This is a genomic window from Trinickia terrae (assembly GCF_005144415.1).
Lineage (GTDB): Bacteria > Pseudomonadota > Gammaproteobacteria > Burkholderiales > Burkholderiaceae > Trinickia_A > Trinickia_A terrae.
The window spans coordinates 143,703-167,667 of record NZ_SWJE01000001.1 but is presented as its reverse complement, the minus strand read 5'-3'; the positions used below and the strand labels follow the sequence as shown (position 1 = coordinate 167,667).

16 protein-coding genes and 3 pseudogenes are annotated in these 23,965 nt (G+C 62.9%); 8 read left to right on the top strand and 11 right to left on the bottom strand.

The genetic code is table 11. From position 1 onward, the window contains the following. Nucleotides 1-1,139: 1,139 nt before the first annotated feature. The 4 genes from FAZ69_RS00695 to araD all read right to left on the bottom strand — a co-directional run bounded on the left by FAZ69_RS00695 (nucleotide 1,140) and on the right by araD (nucleotide 6,280). A complete protein-coding gene (locus FAZ69_RS00695; protein ID WP_136892033.1) occupies nucleotides 1,140-2,207 on the bottom strand; it encodes a LacI family DNA-binding transcriptional regulator in 1,068 nt (355 codons plus the stop codon). A 114-nt stretch (nucleotides 2,208-2,321) separates the two neighbouring features. Continuing rightward, on the bottom strand, nucleotides 2,322-3,647 hold the full coding sequence (locus FAZ69_RS00690) for an MFS transporter (protein ID WP_136892032.1): 1,326 nt from the start codon (nucleotides 3,645-3,647) through the stop codon (nucleotides 2,322-2,324). Between the two features lie 67 nt (nucleotides 3,648-3,714). Further along, entirely contained in the window at nucleotides 3,715-4,449 is a 735-nt protein-coding gene (locus FAZ69_RS00685; protein ID WP_136892031.1) for a ribonuclease activity regulator RraA, read from the bottom strand. 16 nt (nucleotides 4,450-4,465) lie between these two features. Then, nucleotides 4,466-6,280 carry an L-arabinonate dehydratase gene (gene araD, locus FAZ69_RS00680; protein ID WP_240702046.1) on the bottom strand — a complete coding sequence of 605 codons (1,815 nt, stop codon included), beginning with the start codon at nucleotides 6,278-6,280 and terminating at the stop codon, nucleotides 4,466-4,468. Nucleotides 6,281-6,751: 471 nt separating this feature from the next. Here araD and dapA point away from each other — a divergent pair, with 471 nt between their 5' ends. The 8 genes from dapA to FAZ69_RS00640 all read left to right on the top strand — a co-directional run bounded on the left by dapA (nucleotide 6,752) and on the right by FAZ69_RS00640 (nucleotide 17,337). After that, nucleotides 6,752-7,639, top strand: a complete 888-nt coding sequence (dapA, locus tag FAZ69_RS00675) for a 4-hydroxy-tetrahydrodipicolinate synthase (protein WP_136892030.1) — start codon at nucleotides 6,752-6,754, stop codon at nucleotides 7,637-7,639. A 70-nt stretch (nucleotides 7,640-7,709) separates the two neighbouring features. Beyond that, nucleotides 7,710-8,879, top strand: a complete 1,170-nt coding sequence (locus FAZ69_RS00670) for an iron-containing alcohol dehydrogenase (protein WP_136892029.1) — start codon at nucleotides 7,710-7,712, stop codon at nucleotides 8,877-8,879. Continuing rightward, nucleotides 8,876-11,194, top strand: a complete 2,319-nt coding sequence (pdxA, locus tag FAZ69_RS00665) for a 4-hydroxythreonine-4-phosphate dehydrogenase PdxA (protein WP_136892028.1) — start codon at nucleotides 8,876-8,878, stop codon at nucleotides 11,192-11,194. The genes FAZ69_RS00670 and pdxA overlap by 4 nt, the downstream gene beginning before the upstream one ends. A 71-nt stretch (nucleotides 11,195-11,265) precedes the next feature. Continuing rightward, the gene (locus tag FAZ69_RS00660; protein WP_136892027.1) at nucleotides 11,266-12,690 is read left to right on the top strand and encodes a sodium:solute symporter family protein; all 1,425 of its coding nucleotides are present in this window, start codon (nucleotides 11,266-11,268) and stop codon (nucleotides 12,688-12,690) included. 60 nt (nucleotides 12,691-12,750) lie between these two features. Then, the gene (locus FAZ69_RS00655; protein WP_136892026.1) at nucleotides 12,751-13,950 is read left to right on the top strand and encodes a sialidase family protein; all 1,200 of its coding nucleotides are present in this window, start codon (nucleotides 12,751-12,753) and stop codon (nucleotides 13,948-13,950) included. 139 nt (nucleotides 13,951-14,089) lie between these two features. After that, complete coding sequence (locus FAZ69_RS00650) at nucleotides 14,090-14,875, top strand: DeoR/GlpR family DNA-binding transcription regulator (protein WP_136892025.1); 786 nt, start codon at nucleotides 14,090-14,092, stop codon at nucleotides 14,873-14,875. Nucleotides 14,876-14,911: 36 nt separating this feature from the next. After that, complete coding sequence (locus FAZ69_RS00645) at nucleotides 14,912-15,601, top strand: SDR family NAD(P)-dependent oxidoreductase (protein ID WP_136892024.1); 690 nt, start codon at nucleotides 14,912-14,914, stop codon at nucleotides 15,599-15,601. Between the two features lie 185 nt (nucleotides 15,602-15,786). After that, entirely contained in the window at nucleotides 15,787-17,337 is a 1,551-nt protein-coding gene (locus FAZ69_RS00640) for a methyl-accepting chemotaxis protein (protein ID WP_169708516.1), read from the top strand. Nucleotides 17,338-18,076: 739 nt separating this feature from the next. Here FAZ69_RS00640 and FAZ69_RS00630 read toward each other — a convergent pair. The 7 genes and pseudogenes from FAZ69_RS00630 to FAZ69_RS00600 form a co-directional block, all read right to left on the bottom strand. Then, nucleotides 18,077-18,421, bottom strand: a pseudogene (locus FAZ69_RS00630) (protein mobD); the annotation flags it as partial. A gap of 339 nt (nucleotides 18,422-18,760) precedes the next feature. Further along, nucleotides 18,761-18,930: pseudogene (locus FAZ69_RS00625) on the bottom strand (transposase); the annotation flags it as partial. A gap of 44 nt (nucleotides 18,931-18,974) precedes the next feature. Further along, a pseudogene (gene asd / locus FAZ69_RS00620) lies at nucleotides 18,975-19,964 on the bottom strand (archaetidylserine decarboxylase); the annotation flags it as partial. Next, a complete protein-coding gene (locus tag FAZ69_RS00615) occupies nucleotides 19,871-21,421 on the bottom strand; it encodes a GMC oxidoreductase (RefSeq protein ID WP_136892021.1) in 1,551 nt (516 codons plus the stop codon). The pseudogene asd and the gene FAZ69_RS00615, both read right to left, overlap by 94 nt. 215 nt (nucleotides 21,422-21,636) lie before the next feature. Beyond that, nucleotides 21,637-22,362 (bottom strand): amino acid ABC transporter ATP-binding protein, encoded by a 726-nt coding sequence (locus FAZ69_RS00610; RefSeq protein ID WP_136892020.1) that lies wholly within the window; start codon nucleotides 22,360-22,362, stop codon nucleotides 21,637-21,639. Between the two features lie 55 nt (nucleotides 22,363-22,417). Beyond that, entirely contained in the window at nucleotides 22,418-23,077 is a 660-nt protein-coding gene (locus FAZ69_RS00605) for an amino acid ABC transporter permease (RefSeq protein WP_136892019.1), read from the bottom strand. Between the two features lie 48 nt (nucleotides 23,078-23,125). Further along, the gene (locus FAZ69_RS00600) at nucleotides 23,126-23,923 is read right to left on the bottom strand and encodes a transporter substrate-binding domain-containing protein (RefSeq protein ID WP_136892018.1); all 798 of its coding nucleotides are present in this window, start codon (nucleotides 23,921-23,923) and stop codon (nucleotides 23,126-23,128) included. Nucleotides 23,924-23,965: the final 42 nt, after the last annotated feature.

Sequence of the window (23,965 nt, the reverse complement as noted above, 5' to 3'; positions counted from 1 at the left end):
AGCGTCGTCGAGATCCTTGAGGCCGTCCCGGCCAGGCTGATCCGTAGCTGCGCCTCTTGCACGGTTCTCGCCCGGCGCACTAGGGCCTGCGCCCGTTCAACCCGGGTAAGAATCTGCCTCGCTTCACGCAGTAGCGTGCGCCAGCCGAGGCCTTCAATGAGGTGTTACGCTCTACAAACAGAAGCCGTGTTGCGACGACCAGTTGAATCCGGGTAGTAAGCTTCGGTGCCAATGTCTGCTGCACCTTCCCGTTACCTGGCGGGATAGGGCTCCAGACTATGGCGAATGGAAAAACAGAGTGTGTCGTTCAGCAAGCGCCTGTGTGCTTCGACTCGGCATAGTCCGGGACGCGGCATGATCGGTAAAGGCCCGCGCGATCGACCCGTACCGATACCTCACTTGGCTGTTCCGACGCATGCCGTTCGCGCAGGAAGCCGAGTCGCTCGTTCAAGATTTCTACGGTACGTTCGATCTCGCGCCGATCATCGTTGCCTGTTCTACGGACGAGTGCGACAGACGCATGGGAGGGCGTGGGGCGCTTGCTTCAACTACGACCACGCCCTTTGCGATTATCACTCGCGCCCCACGGCCAAACGCGCACTATCCTGGCGCATGAGTTCTCGCTTGTAGAGCTACATCGGCGGATCGGTTGGTGGAAGTTGGTCAATGGCGCTATGCCCGCCTGGTTCGACGAAGGCATCGCTGTCATTGTCTCCAATAACAATCGGTACCTGAATCCTGGAACGGGCGCTGCCGAGCGTTGCATGCGGGATATCGACAGTCCGCTCCCGTTGAGTCCTGCCGAGTGGGTGCCTCGCGCCGGCCAAGACCGGATGATCTACGCTGACGCGGCCTGTCGCGTTCTGCGATGGATGGATGTTCACGGCGGCCGGGACGGCTTGCTGAAAGCAATCGACGCCGTAGCGGAAGGACAATCCCTGAACTTGCAATGATTCCCGTCACATCCCAAGATGTCGAGCAAGATACAAGGCGTAAGAGTCCCAGTCGCTTTGAGCGGCGTCGTTATTCAATCGCGTACAAAAATCTCAGAGGCGCGATGACGAGGGAATGCAGGAGCACCGACACTCCATCTTCTCTATCTCTCGAGCCAACATGGTCTTCAAGGCCCGACTGGAGTGTCAAGTCGTCTCACGTTCAACGACATGGAATCCAACGTTGTTCACCTTGGACTTCTCGACGCCGCTCAGCCTATCGAGCAGGCATCGAGCGGCAGTGAGTCCGATTCGGGCGCCGTCCACGCGCACGGTCGTCAGTTGTGGCGTGGTCTCCGTTGCGTATTCGAGATCGCCGAAGCCGCAGATCGACAACTGGGAAGGCACGCTCAGACCCAGGCGTTTAGCAGCGCCAAGCACGCCGATCGCAAGTAGGTCGGAGCCGCAAAACACGGCATCCAAGTTCGGTGCCTGTTCCAGCAACGTCGGCAATGCAGCCTTGCCGACGGCTATTGAACTCGGCGGCAGAACCAGCACCTCGGCAATCTCGCCAACACCCGCCTGTGCAAGTCGCTCGCGAAAGCCGTCGCGACGTGCAAGTGCACGATCGTCGTTCGCGGAGATCAGACCCGGCGCACGCACTTTCCGTTGCAAAAAGTGCTCGGCCACCGCCGCCCCGATCTCATGATGCGAAAACCCGACCAGCATGTCGATCGGCGTGGCGGTCATATCCCACGTTTCGACGACCGGCATGCCCACGTTGCGCAACCGCTCGCGCAGGGAGTCGGTGTGCGCGATCCCGGTCAGCAGCACCCCTTCAGGACGCCGGCTCAGCACTGCGTCGAGCAATGCCTCTTCGCTTGAATCACTGTAGCCGCTCAACGCGAGCAATACCTGGTATCCCGCGCGGGACATCGTCTCGCTGAACACCTGGATCGTTTCCGAAAACAGCGAGTGGGCGATGGTCGGCACGATCGCCGCGATCAGTCGCGAGCGAGATGATGACAAGCCGCTCGCGAGACGGTTGGGCACATAGCCGAGCTTTTGCACAACCTGGCGCACCCGTTCGAGCGTATCGGGCGCGACCGTCTCGGGGCTATTGAACACACGCGACACGGTAATCGGTGCGACGCCTGCCAGCGCGGCGACGTCAGTGATGCGCAAGCCCTTGGGGCCGCCGCGCAGGCGTTTTGCGGGCGCCGCCAATTCCGGCGCATCGGGAATGGCAGCGGCGGTCGGCTTCTGATTCGGCATGGCAGTGGCTGGAATGAACGTATCGCATCAATTGTATTCCGCCGCCGGTCTCGGGCGGCGGGGCGCGAAACGGATCGAACGCGGCTTCGGCCGGCATGCATGCACGAAGGGGGGCTATTCGGCAACGGATAAGCGGTTGTGCGCGACTCGCGTGCCCTGACGGCGCAGGATCATCAAGGTGATCAAGGCGAACAGCAACAGACAGGCCGCAGGAATCAGCATTGGCGTCTTCACGCTGCCGGTGGCCTGCCGGACCCATGGCACCAGATTCTGCGCGATGAACCCGCCGATGTTGCCGAGCGAATTAATCGCGGCGATCCCAGCGGCCGCACGCGCGCCGAACAGGAACTTGGGCGGCAAAGTCCAAAAGCACGGGATCAGAAGATACATGCATGGCGCGCCGAGGCAGAGAGCCGCAAAACGCAGCGTGTTGGTGGGCAGAAACACGGCGCTCAGAAAGCATGCGACGCCGAGCAAGGCCGTCGCCAGCATCGCAACGATCGCGCGGTTGCCACCGCGCAGCTTCGATGGCAGCCACGCCAACGCGACTGTCGCCATCAGCCAGGGAATGATGTTCAGCAAGCCGTTAGTGGTGTTGCTGACCCCGAAGCCCTTCACCAGCGTCGGCAGCCAATAGCTCACGCCATATACGGAAATCGACAGCATCATGTAGTAGAGGGCCATGCCGATCACGCGCGGCTCAGTCAGGACACTGAGCAGCAACGACTGATCCGCGCGATAGTTCAACTTCGTTTGAGCCCGTTCCGCCTCGAGCGTAACGGTGAGCCACTGCTTCTCGTCCGGCGAGAGGAATTTCGCCTGCTTCGGAGAGGCCGGCAACAGGAACAACACGACGCATGTCAATAAGATCGATGGCATGCCGGTGGCGATAAACACGAGTTGCCAGCCCTGCAGGCCAGCAAGACCGCCCTTGTCGAGCAGCCAGCCGCAGATCGGCGCGCCGACCATGTTGCCCAGACTGCTGCCAACGGTGAAGTAGCCGAGCATCCGCACGCGATGCTGCGAAGGAAACCACAAGGTCAGGTAATAGATCACGCCCGGATACAGGCCGGCCTCGGATGCGCCGAGCAGGAAGCGCAGGATGTAGAACATCGTCGCGTTCCGCGTGAAGGCGAGCAACAACGTGACGACGCCCCACGTGAACATGATGCGCGCCATCCAGCGGGGCGCGCCGTACTTGTGCAACAACACGTTGCTCGGCACTTCGAAGATCAGATAGCCGATAAAGAACAGCGACGCGCCCAGCCCATACGCCACTTCGGACAGCCCCAGGCTGCCGAGCATCTGGAGCTTGGCGAAGCTGATATTCGAGCGGTCGATGTAAGCGACCAAATACATCAGTCCGAGCAGAGGAATCAAACGGAGTGCGAGTCGGTTGATCAGGCGCGATTCGTCGAGCGCCGGTGTCGTGATAGTCACTGTGTCTCCTGCGCTCGCGATGCGTGCGAGCCTTTGTTATGCGATGGATCGGAACAGCATCGACGTACTATTGTTTTTGCACACGCCACTGCGCGTAGGCAGCCAGCGTCTCTTCGTTCGGCGGATACGTGCCGCGCAAAGGCCGTCCCTCGGCGATGCGCTGCGCGATGAACACCTCGAGCTGTTCCTGTTCGGTCGCGTCGCGAGCGACGTCGGCGGCCATTTCCCGCGGCACGATCACGACGCCGTCCACGTCGGCGACAACGATATCGCCCGGGTAGACAGGCACACCACCGCACGCAATCGGTACATTCATATCGACTGCATGGTGTTTTGCCAGATTGAGCGGCGCGCTCGCGCCGGCGCACCAGATCGGCAAGCCCAATTCCGCAATCGTGCCGCTGTCGCGCACTGGTCCGTCCGACACCATGCCTGCGACGCCCCGCTTCGCCAAACGTAGCGCAAGAATCGAACCGACCGATGCGACCGTGCGATCGCCGCGGCAGTCCTGCACCAGCACGCTGCCCGGCGGCGCCGTTTCGACGGCTTTGCGCTGTGGATGATCCGGGTTCTGAAACACGCCGACGTGGTCGAGATCTTCTCGCGCCGGAATGTTGCGCAACGTGAATGCCGGGCCGACGACGTTGGGCGCCCCAGGCAACGGTTTGACGAGCGGCGCGACACCTTGCAGAAACACGTTGCGCAAGCCGCGCTTGAAGAGCTGCGTGGTCAAGGTCGCAGTACTGACGTGGCGAAGCAATTCGAGTGTCGCGTCGCTGACGGTGATATCGGATGCGGTCATGAAGGGCTAGGATGAATTAGTGGATTTCAGGCTCGGTGCGCTGCGATGCCGGTCGCGTGCCCACGGCATGTTCCGTCTGGGATGTTTGTGTCTGATCCGGCTGCACGGCTCCGCTCACGGGTTCTTCGAGAAAATCGAAGTCACAGCCTTTGTCCGCTTGCGTCACGTGCAATTGGTGCATCACGCCGAAGCCGCGCTGGAACGGACGCGCCGGGGCTTGCCATGCAGCCTTGCGGGCGGCCAGCTCCGCGTCGCTGACTTCCAGATGCAAGCGGCGGCCATGAACATCCAGTTCGATCATGTCGCCGTCCTTCACCAGTGCCAGCGGTCCGCCGACGAACGATTCAGGCGCCACGTGCAGCACGCACGCGCCGTAGCTGGTACCGCTCATGCGCGCGTCGGAAATGCGCAGCATGTCGCGCACCCCTTGCTTCAGCAGCTTTTGCGGAATCGGTAGCTGGCCCCACTCGGGCATGCCCGGCGCACCGACTGGACCGGCATGCTGCAGCACGATGACCGAATCGGCGGTGACTTCCAGTTGTTCCGAATCGATGCGCGCGGCCATATCCGCATAGTCCTTGAAAACGACGGCGGGACCGCGATGCTTGAGCAGATGAGCTTCCATTGCCGCGGGTTTGATCACGGCGCCGTCCGGCGCGAGATTGCCGCTGAGCACCGCAAGACCGTCGCTGGCGACGAGCGGATTACTGCGCTTGCGGATCACATCGTCGTCATGGATCTCGGCGCCCGCGATGTTTTCGCCAAGCGTCGCGCCGTTGACCGTCATCTGCGAGCCGTCGATCAGCTCGCCGAGTTCGACCAGCAATGCGCGTAGGCCACCGGCATAGAAAAAGTCTTCCATCAGGTATTGGCCGGCCGGCCGCAGATTGCCGAGCACCGGCGTGATGCGCGCCAACTCGTCGAAGCGTGCGGTCGTCAGATTGATACCGGCGCGGCGCGCCACAGCAACCAAGTGGACAATCGCGTTCGTCGAGCCGGACATTGCCAGCACGGTCGTGACAGCGTTGTCGAAGGATTTCGCGGTCAGGATGTCCGACGGCTTCTGGTCGATCCATACCATCTCGACGATGCGCTGGCCGGTTAGCGACGCAAACTGGGCGTGCCGCGAGTCGACCGCGGGTATCGACGAGAAGCCCGGCAAGGTCAGCCCGAGCGCTTCGGCGGCGCTCGTCATCGTCGAGGCGGTGCCCATTGTCATGCAATGGCCAGGCGAGCGGGCGATGCCGCTCTCGATGCCCTTCCACTCGTCTTCCGTGATCTTGCCGGCGCGCAGCTCGGCCCAGTACTTCCACGTGTCCGAACCGCTACCGAGCGTGCGGCCGTTCCAGTTGCCGCGCAGCATCGGGCCGGCGGGCAGGAATATCGATGGCAGATTCATGCTGATCGCACCCATCAGCAAGCCGGGTGTGGTCTTGTCACAGCCCCCCATCAGGACACAACCGTCGAACGGATAAGACTTCAGCAACTCCTCCGTCTCCATTGCGAGGAAGTTGCGATAGAGCATCGTCGTCGGCTTTTGAAACGGCTCCGCGAGCGTCATGACCGGCATCTCGACCGGAAAACCGCCAGCCTGCCAAATACCCCGCTTCACTTCTTCCACACGCTGCTTGAAGTGCGTGTGGCACGAGTTGATCTCGCTCCACGTGTTGACGACGGCGATCACCGGTTTGCCCATGTAATCCGACGCGTGATAGCCCATTTGCGCGGTGCGCGAACGGTGACCGAACGAGCGGAGGTCGTTGACGCCGTACCAGCGATAGCTGCGAAGCTGTTCGGGTGTTTTTCGATTCGATGACACTGATCTCTCCATGGTAGCGATACCATCGCGCCGTACGCGCTATAGGCAGGTAGCCAGCGCTTCAATGGCCAAAATGGTAGCGTTACCATCCGATGACGTCACCAAGGGATTTCACTTAGCGACGATAGCCGGCCCTATGGACGCTCAAGAAGGATCGGGCCGCTATTCACCGCTGTTCCGCGGACACCTTGCATTGCCCAGAACGATTGAATCAGTCACAAGCAAGGGTTTACACTCGCTTATTTTGATCGATTCAATCATTTATCCTTTGTCGAATTGAGCGGATTTTGCAGAGGCAGCAACGGGCTCGTCATGAAAATGATTGATTCAATCGCAATTGGGCTGCGCTGGCACTACCGGCGGGCGTAGCGTACGAGTCCGCGAGCCGTCGCGGCAAGGGCGACGCTAACGACAACAAGGTCAACATCGGCAGCGAATACCCCCTGTCCAAGCGCACCGACGTGTACCTGACGGAGATCGAGCATGTCAGTCACATTCAAGGGCATTGTCCCTGCCCTCATCACCCCCATGACCGCCGGCGAGGAAATCGACGAAGCCGGGCTGCGAACCCTCGTCGACCGTCTGATCGACGCCGGCGTGCATGCGCTTTTCGTGCTCGGCACCAATGGCGAGTTCATCGCGCTTTCCGAAGCGGAGAAGCTGCGCGTCGCGCGCATCGCGGTCGACCAGGCGCGATCGCGCGTGCCGGTGATCGCGGGCACCGGCGCCTACGCCACGCGGGACGTGATCGCGCTCAATCAGAAGATGCAGGACGCGGGCGTCGACGCCGTCTCCGTCATCACGCCGTACTTCAACGGCGCGTCGCAGCAGGAGCTGTACACGCACTACGAGCGTATCGCGCGCGCCACCTCGCTGCCCGTGATGCTCTACACGATCCCGGCCAAGGCCGGCGTGACGCTGACGGTCGACACCGTGCGCCGCCTCGCCGAGATCCCGAACATTCGCGGCATCAAGGACAGCGGCGGCGATTTCGACCGTCTGCTGCAACTCATCAACCTGCGCCGCGACGACTTCGCCGTCTTCACCGGCACCGATTCGATGATTCTCTGGACCCTGATCGCCGGCGGCGACGGCGCGGTCGCCGCTACGACGAACGCGGTGCCCGGCGTCGTCATGTCGATCTGGAACAGCTTCCAGGCCGGCGACGTCGACGCGGCCCGCCGCGCGCAGGAATCGCTGCGAGCGTTGCGCGACGCGTTCGCGCTCGGCACCATGCCGGTCGTGCTCAAGACGGCCGCTGCGCTGCTCGGCATGCCTGCCGGCCCGGCGCGCTCGCCTGCCCAGCCGCTCGACGCCGGCGCTCGCGAGCGCCTCATCAAAGCGCTGGAAATCTACCCGCGCGTGGCCTGACGCGTCCCGCGCGACGCTCGCCCCGCGCCCCAGCCCGACCGAAACAGAGACAAGAGCAGAGACCCGCGACATGAACCCCATCTATCACTTCCAGACCGTCAAGCACGTCGTGCATGGCCCTCACAGCCTCGATCAGCTGCCGGACAAGCTCGCGCTCCTCGACCGGCCGGTGCGCCGCATCGCGTTCATCACCCAACCGGTAATGGAGAGGAATGGCGTGGCTGGCCGGGTCGTCGCCGCCCTCGAGGCGAAGGATGTCGAGACGCTGATCGTGCGCGACGTGCAGCCCGAACCCACGATCGAAAACGTGGAGACGGTGTTTCGCAGCCAGATCGAACCGTTCGCGCCCGATGCCGTGCTGTCGATCGGCGGCGGCAGCGTGCTCGACGCGGCCAAGCTGTTCGCGGTCCGGCTCACCAACCCGCAGCCGCTGCGCGATTGGCTCGGCATCGATCTCATCCGGTCGCCCGGCGTGCCGCTGATCCTCGTCCCGACGACAGCCGGCACCGGCTCCGAGGTCACGCCCAACGCGATCGTCACGCTGCCCGACGAGGCGCTGAAGGTCGGCATCGTGAGCCGCCATCTGCTGCCGCAGCTCGTGATTCTCGATGCCGCGCTCACGCTGGACCTACCGCAGCCGATCACGGCCGCGACCGGCATGGACGCCTTCATTCACGCGCTCGAATCGTATATCTCGACCAAAGCGAACCCCATCAGCGACATGTTCGCGATGGAATCGATGCGGCTCATCGGCGCGAACATTCTCGAAGCGTACGAGCAGGGCCATTCGCTGAGGGCGCGCGAAGCGATGCTGCTCGGCTCGATGTACGGCGGGCTCGCGCTGACCGCTGCCGGCACGGCGGCCGTGCATGCGCTCGCCTATCCGCTCGGCGGCATGTTCGACATCACGCACGGCGTCGCCAACTCGATGCTGCTGCCGCATGTGATGGCCTTCAATCTCGACGCGGTCGCCGGCCGGCTCGCCACGGTCGCCCACGCGCTGGGCATCGCGGGGCACGGCGACAGCGACGAGGCCGCTGCGGACAAGTTCCTCGCACGCCTGCGGGAATGGACCGCGGCGCTCGCCATCCCGCAGGACTTGCGGGCGTTCGGCGTGGACGAGACGCATCTCGACGCGCTCGCCGTCGCCGCTGCCAAGGTCAAACGCCTGCTCGGCAACAACCCGAAGCCGCTCAACCTCGACGACATCAAGACAATCTACAGCCGCCTGCTGCCATGAATGTCCAGCAAAACCACCGCCCGCGCCTGCTGATACTCGGCGACGACCTCTCGGGCACAGCCGACTGCGCCGTGAAGTGCACGCGCCTTGGCCTCGAAAGCATCGTGTGCCTCGATGCCGGGCAGGCGGAGGCCGCTAGCGACCTGGAGGTGCTGGCGATCGACACCGACACGCGCCGCGCAGCGCCCGCCGAGGCGGCGCGCGCGAATGCGCAGGCATGGCGCGCTCACGCGCAAGGCCGCCGGCTCTACAAGAAGATTGACTCGACGCTGCGCGGCAACGTCGCCGCCGAAGTGGCCGCCCTCGCCGGCTGTGCGGGCATGGCGATCGTCGCCCCCGCCCTGCCCGCGGCCGGCCGGACCACGCAGGACGGCCGCCAGTTCGTGTTCGGCACGCCAGTCGAAGACACGGAGGTCTGGCGCAACGAAGGCATCGGCGGCACGGCCGACGTAAGCGTCATGCTCGAGCGCGCGGGTCTACGCGTCGCCCATCTCGATCTGCGCGCCGTGCGCGCAGGCGTCGCCGCGCTGCGCGCGCGGCTCGCCGCGTGCCGGGGCGCAGCGCAGGCCGTGGTCTGCGACAGCGAGACCGACGCCGACCTCGCCGCCATCGCGGCGGCGTCGGCGCCGCTCGACGGTGTGTTTTGGGCCGGGTCGGCGGGTCTTGCCGAGCCGCTTGTCGCCGAACTGACCCGCGGTGTCGCGCCGCGCCCGCCCGAACGCCCCGCGGCGCTCGCCGCCACGCGGCACCCGCGCGGCGTGCTGGTGGTGGCCGGCAGCATGTCGAGCGTGTCGCGCGAGCAGGTCGCGACACTGCGCGCCGAGACCGGCGCCTCGCTCGATCTATTCGAAGTCGACGCCGCCTCACTGCTCGATCCGGTCAATCCGGTCTCGCTCACGCTCGGCGCGCGCGTCACGCACACGCTGATGTGCGGCCGCCACGCCGTCGTCGCGCTGAGCCAAAGCGGACGCCTTCCGGTCGCGGACGGCGCCCTGCTCGCTCGCCAACTCGCCGAACGACTCGCGCCGGCGGCCGAACACGCAGCAGCTCTGATCGCCACAGGTGGCGAGACCGCCCGCATGCTGCTTGCCGCGATGGGCGTGACGACGCTGCGCGTGCTCGAGGAGATCGAAGACGGCGTGCCGCTTCTCGCCGCCACCCACGCGGCGCACGCGCTGCCGGTAGTCACCAAGGCGGGCGGCTTCGGCCGGCCCGACACCCTGTATCGCGCCTGGCGGCGGCTTGCCGCCGCGACGCAAGCGGATGCCCAGGCGCCGCATCCATCCAGCAAAGAGGAAGCCATGACATATCGTCCCGTAATCGGCATCACGATGGGCGATGCCGCCGGCGTGGGGCCGGAGATCATCATGAAGAGTCTCGCGCACGAATCGGTCTACGACGGCTGCCGCCCGCTCGTGATCGGCGACGCCAGACGGCTCGCCGATGCGGGCCGCCGCGCGGGCGTCTCGCTCGCGGTACGCGCCATCGCCGCCCCGGCCGACGCGCGCTTCCAGTTCGGCGTGGTCGACTGCATCGATCTCGGCCTGATTCCCGGCACGCTTCCCTATGGAAAGTTGTCGCCCGTCGCGGGCGACGCCGCGTACCAGTACATCGCGCGCACCGTCGAGCTGACTTCGGCTGGCGAGCTCGACGCCATCTGCACGGCGCCGCTCAACAAGGAGGCGCTGCACGCGGGCGGCCACATTTTCCCCGGCCATACCGAGATGCTCGCGCACCTCACGGGCATTCCCGAAGTCTCGATGATGCTCGTCGCGCCGAAGCTGCGCGTGATCCACGTGACGACGCACATCGGCCTGCTCGACGCGATCCGCAAGATCGAGCCGGGCCTCGTGCAGCGCACGATCGAGCGCGCGCACGAAACGCTCGCGCGCGCCGGCATCGAGCAGCCGCGCATCGGCGTGTGCGGTATCAATCCGCACGCGGGCGAGAACGGCCTGTTCGGCTACGGCGAGGAAGAGGAGAAGATCATGCCGGCCGTGGCGGCGCTGCGCGAGCGCGGCTGGAACGTCGAAGGCCCGCTGCCCGCCGACACGCTGTTCTTTCGCGCCGGCCGCGGCGACTTCGACGTGGTGGTCGCGATGTACCACGACCAGGGCCACGGCCCTGTCAAGGTGATGGGGCTCGAGGCCGGCGTGAACGTGACGGTAGGGCTGCCAGTGATCCGCACCTCGGTCGACCACGGCACGGCGTTCGACATCGCGGGCCAAGGCATCGCGGACGAACGCAGCATGCTCGAAGCGCTCAAGCAGGCGCAAGACCTCGCAACGCGACGCGCCGCCGCGCAGACGGCGTAACGCCGCATGCCCGCGCGCAGCCAGCGAGCGGGCACGACTAGCCTGGCACACAACACATATCGGAGACGTCAATGAATCGCTTCACCGCGTGGGACACGGCCGTCATCGTCGCGATGGTGTCCGTCTACATCGTCATCACGGCCTGGATCAGTATCCGCCTGCGCAGCAAGACCACCGAGCAGTTCATGGTCGCCGGGCGTTCCACGCCCGCCGTCGTGATCGCCATCCTGCTGATGTCGGAGTACATCGGCGCGAAGTCGACGATCGGCACCTCGCAGGAAGCCTTCAACGTCGGGATCGCGGCCGCGTGGTCGGTGCTCTCCGCTTCGATCGGCTTCGTGCTCTTCGGCCTGTTCATGGCGAAGCGCCTTTACGGCTCCGGCGAATTCACTATCTCCGGCTTCATCGCGCAGAAGTACGGCAAGCGCGCCAAGCTCGTCGTCTCGGCCATCATGATCTACGCGCTCTTCATTGTGAACGTGGGCAACTATGTGAGCGGCGCTGCCGCCATCGCGACCGTCATGCGCGTGAACCTGCCGACGGCGGCCTTCATCACGGCGATCGTCAGCACGATCTACTTCGCTTGGGGCGGGCTCAAGAGCGTCGCCTACGTGACGATCCTGCACAGCGCCGTGAAGCTCGTCGGCATCGGCATTCTCGTGTGGGTCGCGCTCTCGATGACGGGCGGCATCGCGCCGATGACGCAGGCCATGCCCCCGCACTACTTCACCTGGAACGGGCTGCTCGGCGGCGGCACGATCGGCGCGTGGATCATCGGCACGGCCGGCGCGATCTTCTCGACCCAGTTCATCATCCAGGCGATCTCGGGCGCGAAGTCGGCCGACGATGCCCGCAACTCGACACTGATCGCCGGCGCGCTGTGTATTCCCATCGCGCTCGCACTCGGCTTTCTCGGCGTTGCGGCGAAGTTTCTGTTCCCGCACATCAAGAGCCTCTACGCGCTGCCGATCTTCCTGCAGCACATGAATCCGCTGCTCTCGGGCGTCGTGACGGTCTCGCTAGTCGCCTCGATCTTCGTGAGCGTGAGCACCGTGGCGCTCGCGATCGCCTCGCTGATCGTCAAGGATTTCTACGTGCCGCGCTATCGCCCGACGCCCGAGCGCGAACTGCGCGCCACGCGCGCGATCTCGTTCGCGGTCGGCTTCCTGCCGCTCGTCTTCGTGCTGTTCGCGCCGCAGATCCTCGCACTGTCGTTCTTCACGCGCGCCTTGCGGCTCAGCGTCACGGTGGTTGCGCTGATCGGCATCTACCTGCCGTTCTTCAACAGCAGCCGCGGCGCCATCTGGGCACTCGCCGTCGCGACGATCGCCACCACCGTCTGGTATCTGCTCGGCAATCCGTTCGGCATCGACAACATGTACATCGCACTCGCCACGCCGGCCGTCGTGATGTTCATCGACAAGCTGCTGTTCCATTCGGCGGGTAGCGACGGCGCACAAGTCGAACACGGACGCATCGCGCACCCCGATTCGTAATTGCCGCGCAACCGCCGGCGCCGCTCAGCCCGCTTTGCCTCATCGCATCAGGATTTCATCATGACCAGCCAGTCCACCTTGCCCGCCCAGGCCACGACGATGCCGGGCCAGTTGCACCCCGCCGCCGGCGACGATGCGCGCATCGACGCGTACCTGCCGGCAGCAACCGTGCAGAACCACGCCGCCAATCTGCTCTCGCTCGACAACGGAGACCTGCTGTGCGCGTGGTTCGGCGGCACCCAGGAAGGCGTGCCCGATATCTCGATCTACCTGTCGCGACTCGCCAAGGGCAGCTCGACCTGGACCGATCCCGTGCGCCTCTCGGAAGACCCCACGCGCTCCGAGCAGAACCCGGTGCTGTTCGCCGCACCCGACGGCAAACTGTGGCTCGTCTACACAGCGCAATTGTCGGGACATCAGAACACGTCGATAGTGCGCCGGCGTATTTCCGCCGACCACGGCCGCACGTGGGGGCCGATCGACACGCTGTTCGGCAAACCGGGCACCTTCGTGCGCCAGCCGCTCGTCGTCGCGCCCGACGGCGCGTGGTTGTGCCCGGTGTTCCTGTGCCGCGTCGCGCCGGGCGAACGCTGGTCGGGCAACGACGACATCAGCGTCGTCATGCGCTCGACCGATCACGGCGAGAGCTGGATCGGGCACGAAGTGCCGGGCAGCGTCGGCTGCGTGCACATGAACATCCAGCCGCTTCTCGACGGCTCGCTTCTCGCCCTCTTTCGCAGCCGCTGGGCCGATCGCATCCACGTGAGCCGTTCGAGCGACGGGCGCACCTGGAGCGAGCCGCAGCCGCTCGATCTGCCGAACAACAACTCGTCGATCCAGTTCGCCGCGCTGGCGAACGGCCACCTGGGCCTCGTGTTCAACAACAGCAGCGCGGCGCAGAGCACAGGCCGCCGCGCGTCGCTCTACGACGACATCGAAGACTCGGAAGACAGCGGCACGCTGGCGACGCAAGCGGCGTCGGCGCGCGGCACGGCATTCTGGGGTGCGCCGCGCGCGCCGATGACGCTCGCCGTCTCGACCGACGGCGGACGCACGTGGCCCATCGCACGCAATCTGGAGACAGGCGACGGCTACTGCATGACGAACAACTCGACGGACAAGCTCAACCGCGAGTTTTCCTATCCGTCGATCGTCCAGTCTGCTGACGGGCGGCTGCACATCGCCTACACGTACTTTCGCCAGCGCATCAAGTACGTCTGCGTGACGGAAGACTGGGCAACGGCGCTCGCGACGATCTGAGCGCACATGGACGATTCAGCGACGCAGACAGGCGCAAATGCCGCAATCGGAAATGGTTAAACTACGCTCGCGCCCGGCCGCCGGCGCTGTCGCCTGCCGTGCCGGCAGGCGGCGTCTCGAACCCGATACCGATCAGAACATGAAAGTTGCCCGCCGCCGAGAGGCCATGCTCAAGGCCGTCCTGTCAGGCATGACGGAAGTTGCCGAACTATGCGAACACTTCGGCATGTCGGAGGCTACCGTGCGCCGCGATCTGCGCGCGCTCGCCGACGAACGCCTCATCCTGCGCACGTACGGCGGCGCGGCATCGGTCAGCGTGCACGCGCCGGAAGAGTCGCTCGATCAACGCCGGCAGAGCTTCCAGGCCGAAAAGGATGCCATCGGCCTGGCGGCCGCCGCCCACGTCGCCGCGGGCGACACGATCTTTCTCGACAGCGGCACGACAACGGCGGCGCTCGCACTCGCGCTCTCGAACCGGCAGGATATTCACGTGGTGACGAACAATCTGCTCGCCGTCCCGATCCTCGCCGCGGGCAAGGTGCCCGTGACGCTGATCGGCGGCGAAGTGCGCGAGTCGAGCATGAGCACATTCGGCCCGATCGCGCAGCTTGCGTTGACCCGCATCACGGTCGACAAGGCGTTTCTGGGAGCGGATGGCGTCGTGCCTGGCCGGGGTCTCTGCGAGGCAAGCGCCGAGCAGGCGTACCTGAAGGAGTGCGTGATACGGCAGGCTGCCGGCATCTTCGTCCTCGTCACCGCCGACAAGCTGAATCGCGACAGCCAGCAGCACTGGGCGCCCATTGAAAAGCCGTGGACGCTGATTACGGATGCGGCATCGCTGCACGCCGGCCTGCATGCGTTCGAGAACGTCGCGGGACTGGTAGTCGAGTCGGTTCGGGTGCTGCCGATCGCCGTCGCGAACTGAATCGCACATAACGGGAGCCCGCCAGCTCGGCGAGAAATGGACGACCACTCGACAAAACGCATCGTGGTGACGGGCGCGAGTTCTGGCATCGGCCGCGCCGTCGCGGCGCGACTGCTCGACGACGGCCATGCCGTAATCGGCATGAGCCGCAGCATGCCGGATCTCGTCCACGAACGCTTCACTCACGTCGGCGCCGACCTCGGCGACACCGGCACCATCGCACCGCTCGCCCGCCGGTTGGGCGCCGTCGACGGACTCGTACATGCGGCGGGCTTCATGAAGACCGCCCGGCTCGGCGCGCTAGACGACGCGAGCGGCGAGGCGATGTGGCGGATTCATGTGGCTGCGGCAGCCGCGCTCGCCAATGTGCTCGTGCCCGCGATGCATGACGGCGGGCGCATCGTGCTGATCGGCAGCCGCGTTTCCGGCGGAGCGGCGGGCCGCAGCCAATACGCCGCCGCCAAGGCGGCGATGGTCGGCATGGCCCGCTCGTGGGCGATTGAACTGGCGCCGCGGCGCATCACGGTCAACGTAGTCTCGCCGGCCGCCACTCAGACGCCCATGCTGGCGGACCCACAACGCACCTCCAGCGCGCCCGTCACGCCTCCCATCGGCCGGTACGTGACAGTCGGCGAAGTGGCGTCGATGGTCGCATACCTGCTGGGAGACAACGGGGGTGCCATCACCGGTCAGCAGATCATGATCTGCGGCGGCAGCTCGCTTTAGCGCAGTACCTCTTGATGTGATGCGGGCTTCGCTCACCGTACCGGCGCCATCGCTCGCCATGCAGTCATCAGCTTGAAGAGGCCTTAACAAACCGTCGCGCATGCCGTAAAACCCGTTTGTGGCCTCCCTTGCACACGCCACGCCTCGATGAACGCGCGTCGATATTACTCAACGGAGCACACGCTTTGAGACATACCGCATTGACCGTCAAGGCACGTCTGGCCATCGTGCTGGGGTGCCTCGCACTTCTGAGCGGCGTCGTTGGCGGGCTGGGATTGAGCGGCCTGATGCAGGCGAGGAACGCACAGGACGACACGTACCACAACCGCCTGGGCTCTTCGATCGCGATCAGCAAGGCCAGCATTCTGATGGTGCGCTCGGCCCTGGCGGCCGAGCAGGTCGGCGCCGATCCGGACGCCGACAATGCCCGGCAATTGCTGAAGGACGCCGAGGCCTACCTCAAAAGCTCGAACGACTGGTGGAACCGATATGCGGCGTTGCCGAAGAGCGACGAACACGAAGCACAGCTTGCCGACGAAACGCACGCGCAGCGCGCCGCGCTCGAGAACGAGGGATTGCGGCCGGCCATCGCCGCACTGTCGGCCCGCGACGGCAATCCGGTCGACAAGACGAAGCTGCGCAGAATCGGCGCATTGCTGCTCAAAATGAACGACGCCAACACGGCGCTCAACAACTACCAGAACACGCTTGGCGAAGCCCGCTACCGAGAGACGACGGAAACGGTCTGGCTCTCCACGATCGGCACGGCGCTCGCGCTCGCCGTCGCGCTACTGAGCGCGGCATGGGCCTGGTGGTGGCTGAACCGGTCGATTTCCGCGCCGCTGCACGAAGCGCAGCAGCATTTCTCGCGCATCGCCGTCGGCGATCTCACCGCGCGGGTCGACGTGCATCGCCGCGATGAATTCGGCGCGATGCTGCGCGCATTGGCCGGCATGCGCAACGGGCTCGTCGATACGATCGGCCTGATGCGCAGCGGCGCCGATGCGATCGCGACCAGTTCGAACGAAATCGCCGCGGGCAACCTCGATTTGTCGGAGCGTACCGAGTCGCAGGCGGCGTCGCTGGAAGAAACCGCTGCTGTCATGGAACAACTCACGTCGACGGTCCAGCAAAACGCCGCCAACGTCAAGGAAGCGAACCATGCCGTGCAATCGGCGTCCGGCGTCGCGTCGAAAAGTGGCGAGATCGTGGCGTCCGTGGTTGATACGATGGCGTCGATCAACGGCGCGTCGAACCGGATTGTCGAAATCATCGGCTTGATCGATGGCATTGCGTTCCAGACCAACATCCTCGCACTGAATGCGGCGGTCGAGGCCGCGCGGGCCGGCGAACAAGGACGTGGCTTCGCTGTGGTAGCAGGCGAAGTGCGCAGCCTCGCCCAGCGCGCGGGCACCGCGGCGAAGGAGATTAAGACGATGATCGACGAGTCGGTCAGCAAAGCGCAAGCCGGGTCCGAGCTCGCGGAGCGCGCGGGAACCGCCATGCGGGACGTGGTAGCCAGCGTACAGCGGGTCGCGGCAATCGTCGCCCAGATTGCAGAAGCGAGCGAGGAACAGGCCACGGGTATCGCTCACGTGAACTCGGCGATTGCACGCATGGACCACGACACGCAGCGCAACGCCGCGCTCGTCGAAGAAGCGGCGGCGGCCGCGCAATCGCTGAAGCAGCAGTCGGTCGAGTTGGCGAGCGCCGCCGCGCGATTTCGGCTGAGCTAAGCAGGCAGCACCACCGGACCCGAGGCTGGCATCCTGAAGATTCGCCCGCTGATGGTGTTCAGCGAGGCACTGGCCGACCTGCTGTCCGACACGCTCGAACAAGTGTTCACCGAAATATTGCGAAGGAACCATCGGCGGCGCGGTCCATGATGTCGCGTGTGTAGAACTGCCCGTTGTTGCACCCGGCCTACTTGGCGCGATAGAACGCGCCGCCGACGCCTCGACTGCCCGCTCGAATATGCTGATGGTGTCGTCCAATCGCCTACGTTGCTCGCGTGCCGAAGTTGCAGCCGCACCGATCTGCCGGTTACCTGCCGCGCGCGACACCCGATTCGTCATGCGTTCGATCAAGGTCGTCATCGCCGTCTCATTCACGTTCGCCAGCGCTGCCCGATACCGCGCCTCATGTTCCTGCATCAGATTTTCCGCCAGTTGAATCGTCGCCTTGCATCGTTCAAGCGCATCCTGATGCTGCTGCATCAATGCATCGGTCGCACCGCCAACTTCCCGGCGCGCGGCTTCGAGGCTTCCCTCGCTTGCCCATCGGATACGTTCGGGCATAGCCTCGTACAGGCGTGCGTAGTATTCGAGCACGGCAATCATCGCCCATAGCGCGTCGTTGTCACGTAGGTCTAGAGCACCGGACACCCGGCGCATGCGAGCAAGGCTGGCTTCGTTTGGAACATCGCCCGACACTTCGCGAAATAGGCGGATGAGCGGGTCGACCGGCCTTGACCGCCTATTGCTCATGGTCTGGCCCATCGGTGCTGATCACCTTCGAGAACATGGCGTCGCACAGCTCGCGCCAGCGAAAGAGTTCCGCACGCAGCCCGATCTGCATATTTTCGGCCGCCTTGCGGATAGAGATACGCTGACTGCGCAGCTCATCGGCAACGCGATCCGCAAGATCGGGGAAGTCCAGCGACCGCCCCTTCATCTCGATCGATTTGCGAAGCTGCGATTCCTGATACAGCGCGAATTTATCCGGCGTGCCGAAGTAACCGTTGCGGACGACGTGCGTCACGGCATCGGGGAACGTCTGCCCGAAGATGTGCAGCAACTCTAAACTGTCACGTTGCCCGTTAGGTTGCCCCGGTGGCAATCGAATATCGGCGGCAATCCCTTGACAGGCAAGGCGAGGCTCCATTCACGAAATAGAGTTGCCCCGAGAAAAATTCCCTGCATTTGCGCGCGGTTCGATGTCGAATTTCGTGGTCAGGCTTCCTATCGGACCGTTAAACACCACAAGAACCGATCATCTCAAGCCCACGTTCTTGACATATCCCACTCGATTGTCACCGCGACAAGAGCACGGCCGCATTCATCAGAAACAAGCGATCGATATCCTTGATTGACTTCAGCTCGGCGACGCGCTCGTTCTTCCCTTTCTCGACGCTCCTGCGCATTCTCGAGCGGCCACAAGTCACTGGCCGAGCGTGCGTTTGGCCATGTGTGCACCGCAAATGAACAAAGATAGGAAGGCTTCGTGGACATGAGCATAGCGTTCGTAGCGAGTCTTCAGGCATCGAAACGAGTGAAGCCATGCAATCGAACGCTCGACTGGCCAACGCTCAGTCCGCCATCGCCTCCCCCAAGTACACCGCGCGCGTCGGCGCCCAGTCGGGATTGAGCTGCAGCGGCCCCTGCGGAAACAGCACGACCACGGTCGAGCCTAGAAGGAAGCGCCCCATTTCCTCGCCCTGCATCAGGATGATATTCCTGTCGCGATAATCCCAGTGACGCACGCTGTGGCTGCGCGGCGGGTTGACTACGCCGTGCCACGCCGTCGCGATGCTGCCGACGATGGCGGCGCCCACCAGCACTAGGGCGAACGGGCAGTGCGGCGAGTCGAAGTGGCACACCACACGTTCGTTGCGCGCGAACAGCGCATCGACGCCGCGCGCGGTGGCCGGGCTCACCGAGTACAACTCGCCTGGTACATAGCTCATTGACATCAGGCGGCCGTCACATGGCATATGGATGCGGTGGTAGTCGCGCGGGCTGAGATAGAGGGTGGCAAATAGGCCGTCATCGAATTGACGTGCCAGCTCCTCATTACCGGCCAGCAACGCTCTGCTGCTGAAGGATTTGCCCTTGGCCTGGAAGATCTGGTCGCGCTCAATGCGACCAGACTGGCTGATCGCGCCGTCCACTGGACAAACGAGTCGCGCTGTCGCCAGAGGACGCACGCCGGGCAGCAACGCACGGGTGAAAAAGTCGTTGAACGTGGCGTAGGCGCCGGGTTCCCTCTGCAGGGCTTCCGTCAAGTCGACATTGTAGTGGGCGATGAAGCGGCGTATCGCCCACTGCGTCAAGGCACCGGCGCGCCGTTGCGCCAGAAAGCCGAGCACGCGTGTGATGAGAAGCTTGGGCAGCAGATGCTGCAATTGGACGAATAGGCGCTCGGACACAAGTGGCTTGAAACATAAAGCATGGCTAATTCGACAGGTCGCCGCGTTGGATGCCCTGAGACGGGGGGATTGCCAAATACGCTCGCGCACCACGTGAAAAGTTGACAGCGCTGCGAGGGGCGTCAGGTAGCTTTCAGCACCGTCCGCCTGTCCTCGCTTGGTGCGCCGCGATTTTCCAATTCTGCGATCAATCGGTCTGCGACGTTGGCGGACCATGCAGCTATGGTCAGACTGGGGGCACCTCCGGGGGACATCGGAAGAGCGGAGGCATCGGCGACGTACAATCCAGGATTATCGAATACCTCTCCATTAGCACCTACCACGCCGTCTGCGTTGGAGGTGCCCAGGCAGGCACCTCCAATGGGATGTACCGTGACGGGATTCCGAGGCGCGTAAACCTTTGTCTGGGTGATGGTTTGGATGTTCTTCAGTTCATCATCAATCTCACCATAGATATCGTTGTCTTTTGACTTGTATTTTATCTTTAATCTGCCACGTTTAATTTCCATGGTTCCGTTATTATTGTCGCCGCCAAAAGCGATAATGACGGATTGCTTCCGTAGCCAACGCTTGATAAAGGAAGGTGCCGGTACATCATCCAGGCCTTGAATGCTCGCGCGCAGGACAATGACGCGCTTGTTCTTCGAGTCCTTGAGCCTGAACGGTGAGGCTATAGGCATGCCTTTTGAAAGATCTGATTTGCTATTTTCCTTCCAGACTCCGAAGAAATCGCCATTCCCCCCGAATTCGAGGCCGAGCCTTGGCATCCCTGCCAAGCCCTTTTCGACGTCACGGCTCTTGAGCAGTAGCCGAACGGTGCCCAAGCCGCCCGCGGCCAGAATGACATGCTCCGCTTGGACACTTTCTTCTTTCCCGCTTCGATGATCGCGGTAGCGGACCTCATAGCGCATTTCGCCATGACCTTGTTGCGCCAATCGGCGTATTGACAAGGCTTCGCACATATCTCTGACGATCAGGCCCTGTTGCATGGCCGGCCGGATGAACGAGAAATCCAAAGTGGTCTTTGCGCCTGAAGGAGAGCCCAAGAAGCTATTGTTCTTCATGTCACATTCCCACCGCTCGATTCCATTCCTATCTACAACCTTGGAAGGAAATCCTGGCCTTTTTGGAATAAGCATTGCGACCGGTGGGTTGCCCAGGCATGTTAGCAGGCCGTTATAGTTTGCCTCCTCTATCCGGTTGGGCACTTGATCCTGTGGTGTGAGAGCGCGAGCATCAAGGGCTTCAAGTATTTCGTTGTAATAGCGCTCCATGCCGGCCTGCGAGATTTCCGGGTGATGGTTATCCCAGTAGTTTGGAGCCAGCGGTTTATCAAGGAAGCCCGCGTAAACATGGCTACCACCGCCCACATTGGACGAGCAAACAATGCTGATGCCATCGCCGAAATAAGCTTCGATGAACCCTTTCTTATTCAGAACCATATCGCGTTTGAATAAATGGGAACTAAAGGATCGTATGCCATGGGTGAAGGCTTTGGCGCCCTGCGGTAGAGACACCAGATCTTTAATTCCCATCGACCGGTTGGGAACGGTGTCTCTCCAGGGGCCGCGCTCAAGCATGAGAACATCGCGACCTGCTTCGGCAATTCGTTTTGCGGCGACAGATCCACCAAAGCCGCTTCCTATTACCAAAACTTCCACTTCAGTATTCATGGTGATATTTATTAATCTAGCTCTGAATATGCATAAAAGCCATGGCGGCTCGGCGTTCAGGTATCCCTGGAAAACGCCAATCGTCATTGATTATCGGCGGGGTATCGTAAACTGGATGCCCTGACGCTGACAGCCCATTGGCGTGCGCACTTGACTTTCCGTGTTGCCGAGTAGCGCCGAGGGCCCGCCGCCCTTTTCCGCAGTCACTGTCGGCGTCAATGCAGAACCTTCGCGAGAAAATCCCGCGCGCGCTCCGATCGAGGCGTATCGAAAAAGCTGTCCTTGACGCAGTCCTCCACGATAACGCCCGCATCCATGAAAAGGACACGATCCGCGACCTTGCGTGCAAAGCCCATCTCATGCGTCACACAGACCATTGTCATTCCTTCTTGCGCAAGCTCGATCATTACATCCAACACTTCGTTGATCATCTCGGGATCGAGCGCCGACGTCGGTTCGTCGAAGAGAATCGCCGTCGGGTCCATCGATAATGCACGCGCGATAGCGACACGCTGCTGCTGCCCGCCCGACATTTGCCCCGGATACTTGTGCGCATGTGATTTGAGCCCCACCCGATCGAGCAGCATCATCGCCTTCGCGTCAGCTCCTTCACGAGGCCGGCGGAGTACCTTCATCTGCGCCAACGTGAGGTTCTGGAGAATGCTCATATGTGGGAACAGCTCGAAATGCTGAAAGACCATCCCGACTCGAGTGCGCAGCGATGTGAGGTCCGCTTTCGAGTGGCCCACGCTAACTCCGTCGACCGTTATGGAACCTTGCTGAAAACCTTCCAGTCCATTGATGGTCTTGATGAGTGTCGACTTTCCCGATCCCGAAGGTCCACAGACGACCACTACCTCGCCTTTCTGAACGACCGTCGTGCAGCTATCCAGTACACGATGTTGCCCGTACCACTTTGAAACGTTATCGATGTCGATCATGTTGCGTTACCCGATCTGAAAAGTTGCTCGAGGCAGACAGCGATACTCGCGCCGCCTAGTGACGGCTCTGCAAAGCAAGCCGCCCTTCCAAGCGATTCTGAACAACCGCCAACAGCGAGCTCAGCACCCAATACAGCGCTGCCGCTGCGAGGTACAACGGCAACGGCTGAAATGTCGTGGCAATAACCTCCTGCGCGGAACGAAGCAACTCCGTCACCGTAATCACGGAAACAAGCGATGTATCCTTGATCAAACTGATGAGCGTGTTGCCCATGGACGGCACCGCAAGACGCAGGGCCTGTGGGCCAACCACGTATCGCAAGGTTTGGAAATAGGTCAGCCCCAAGCTGTGCGATGCGCTCCATTGGCCGCGCGGGATGCCTAGAATCGCGCCACGCATGCTCTCGGAAAGATAAGCCCCGGCATTCAACGTCAGCGTCAGAATCCCCGCTGTCGTTGGCGACAGCGAGACCCCGACATCGGGCAATCCGTAGTACACGACGAACATCTGAACCAGCAGCGGCGTGCCGCGCATGACACTGACGTAGGCTTGCGCAACTCGATCCAGACCACGATTGCCGCTGATTCTCAACACCGCGGTGAGCGCACCGACCACGAGCCCGAAGGCCATCGCTGCGACCGCGAACTTCACAGTCAACAGCGCACCCATCAATAACACAGGGGCCGAATTGACCACCAAATCGAATCGATCCATCTCATCACTCTCCAGCGTACGACGCGCCTCTGGCTGCCCAGCAATTCGCTAATTAGCGACCGGATGACTGACATCCACGCCGAACCACTTCTTCGAGATCGCGGCGAGCGTGCCGTCGTTCCGCATGGAAGTCAGCGCTTCGTTCACCGCAGCCGAGAACTTCGGATTTCCCTTTCGAAATGGAATACCGATTTCATCGCTGGTGTTCTTCAAAAGGCCGCCCCCACGAATGGGCACGTTTGAGGTCTTGATGAGATAAGGCACGAACAACCGGTCATTCAGATACGCGTCGGCTCTACCGCCTACGAGGTCGCTGAGCGCTTCCGACATTCCAGGGTAGGTCTGCACGATGATGCCCGGAACCGACTTGGCCAGGTCCGCGAAGTTCGAACCAAGCGTGACTGCAACGCGCTTACCCTTCAGTTCGTCGAGACTTTGATACTCGTTCTTGTCGTCCTTTTTCTCCAGGACCTGGACGGCCGAGTAAGCGTATGGCGGGCTGAAGTCGAGAGATTGACGTCGCTTCTCCGTGATGGTCACTTGGTTCACCACTACATCGAATTTCCCGGCCTGCAGACCGCCGATCAGCCCTGACCACTCTCCGGTATAGAAGTCCGGCTTGACGCCAAGCTTTGCAGCTAGCGCCCTGGCGACATCGACGTCAAAGCCCTGTAGCGCTCCCTGCGAGTCGCGATAATCGAACGGGGGATAAGTTCCCTCCATACCGATCATCAACGTGCCTCGAGCTTTGACGGCGTCGAGCAGGTCTTCCGCGTACGCACCGAAAGACGCGCAGGCCGCTGATACCGAGAGGGCTGCAAAAAGAATTGCTTTCCGGATCTTCACGATTTTGTCTCCAACGTTATATGAATAGCGCCATGGACGGAC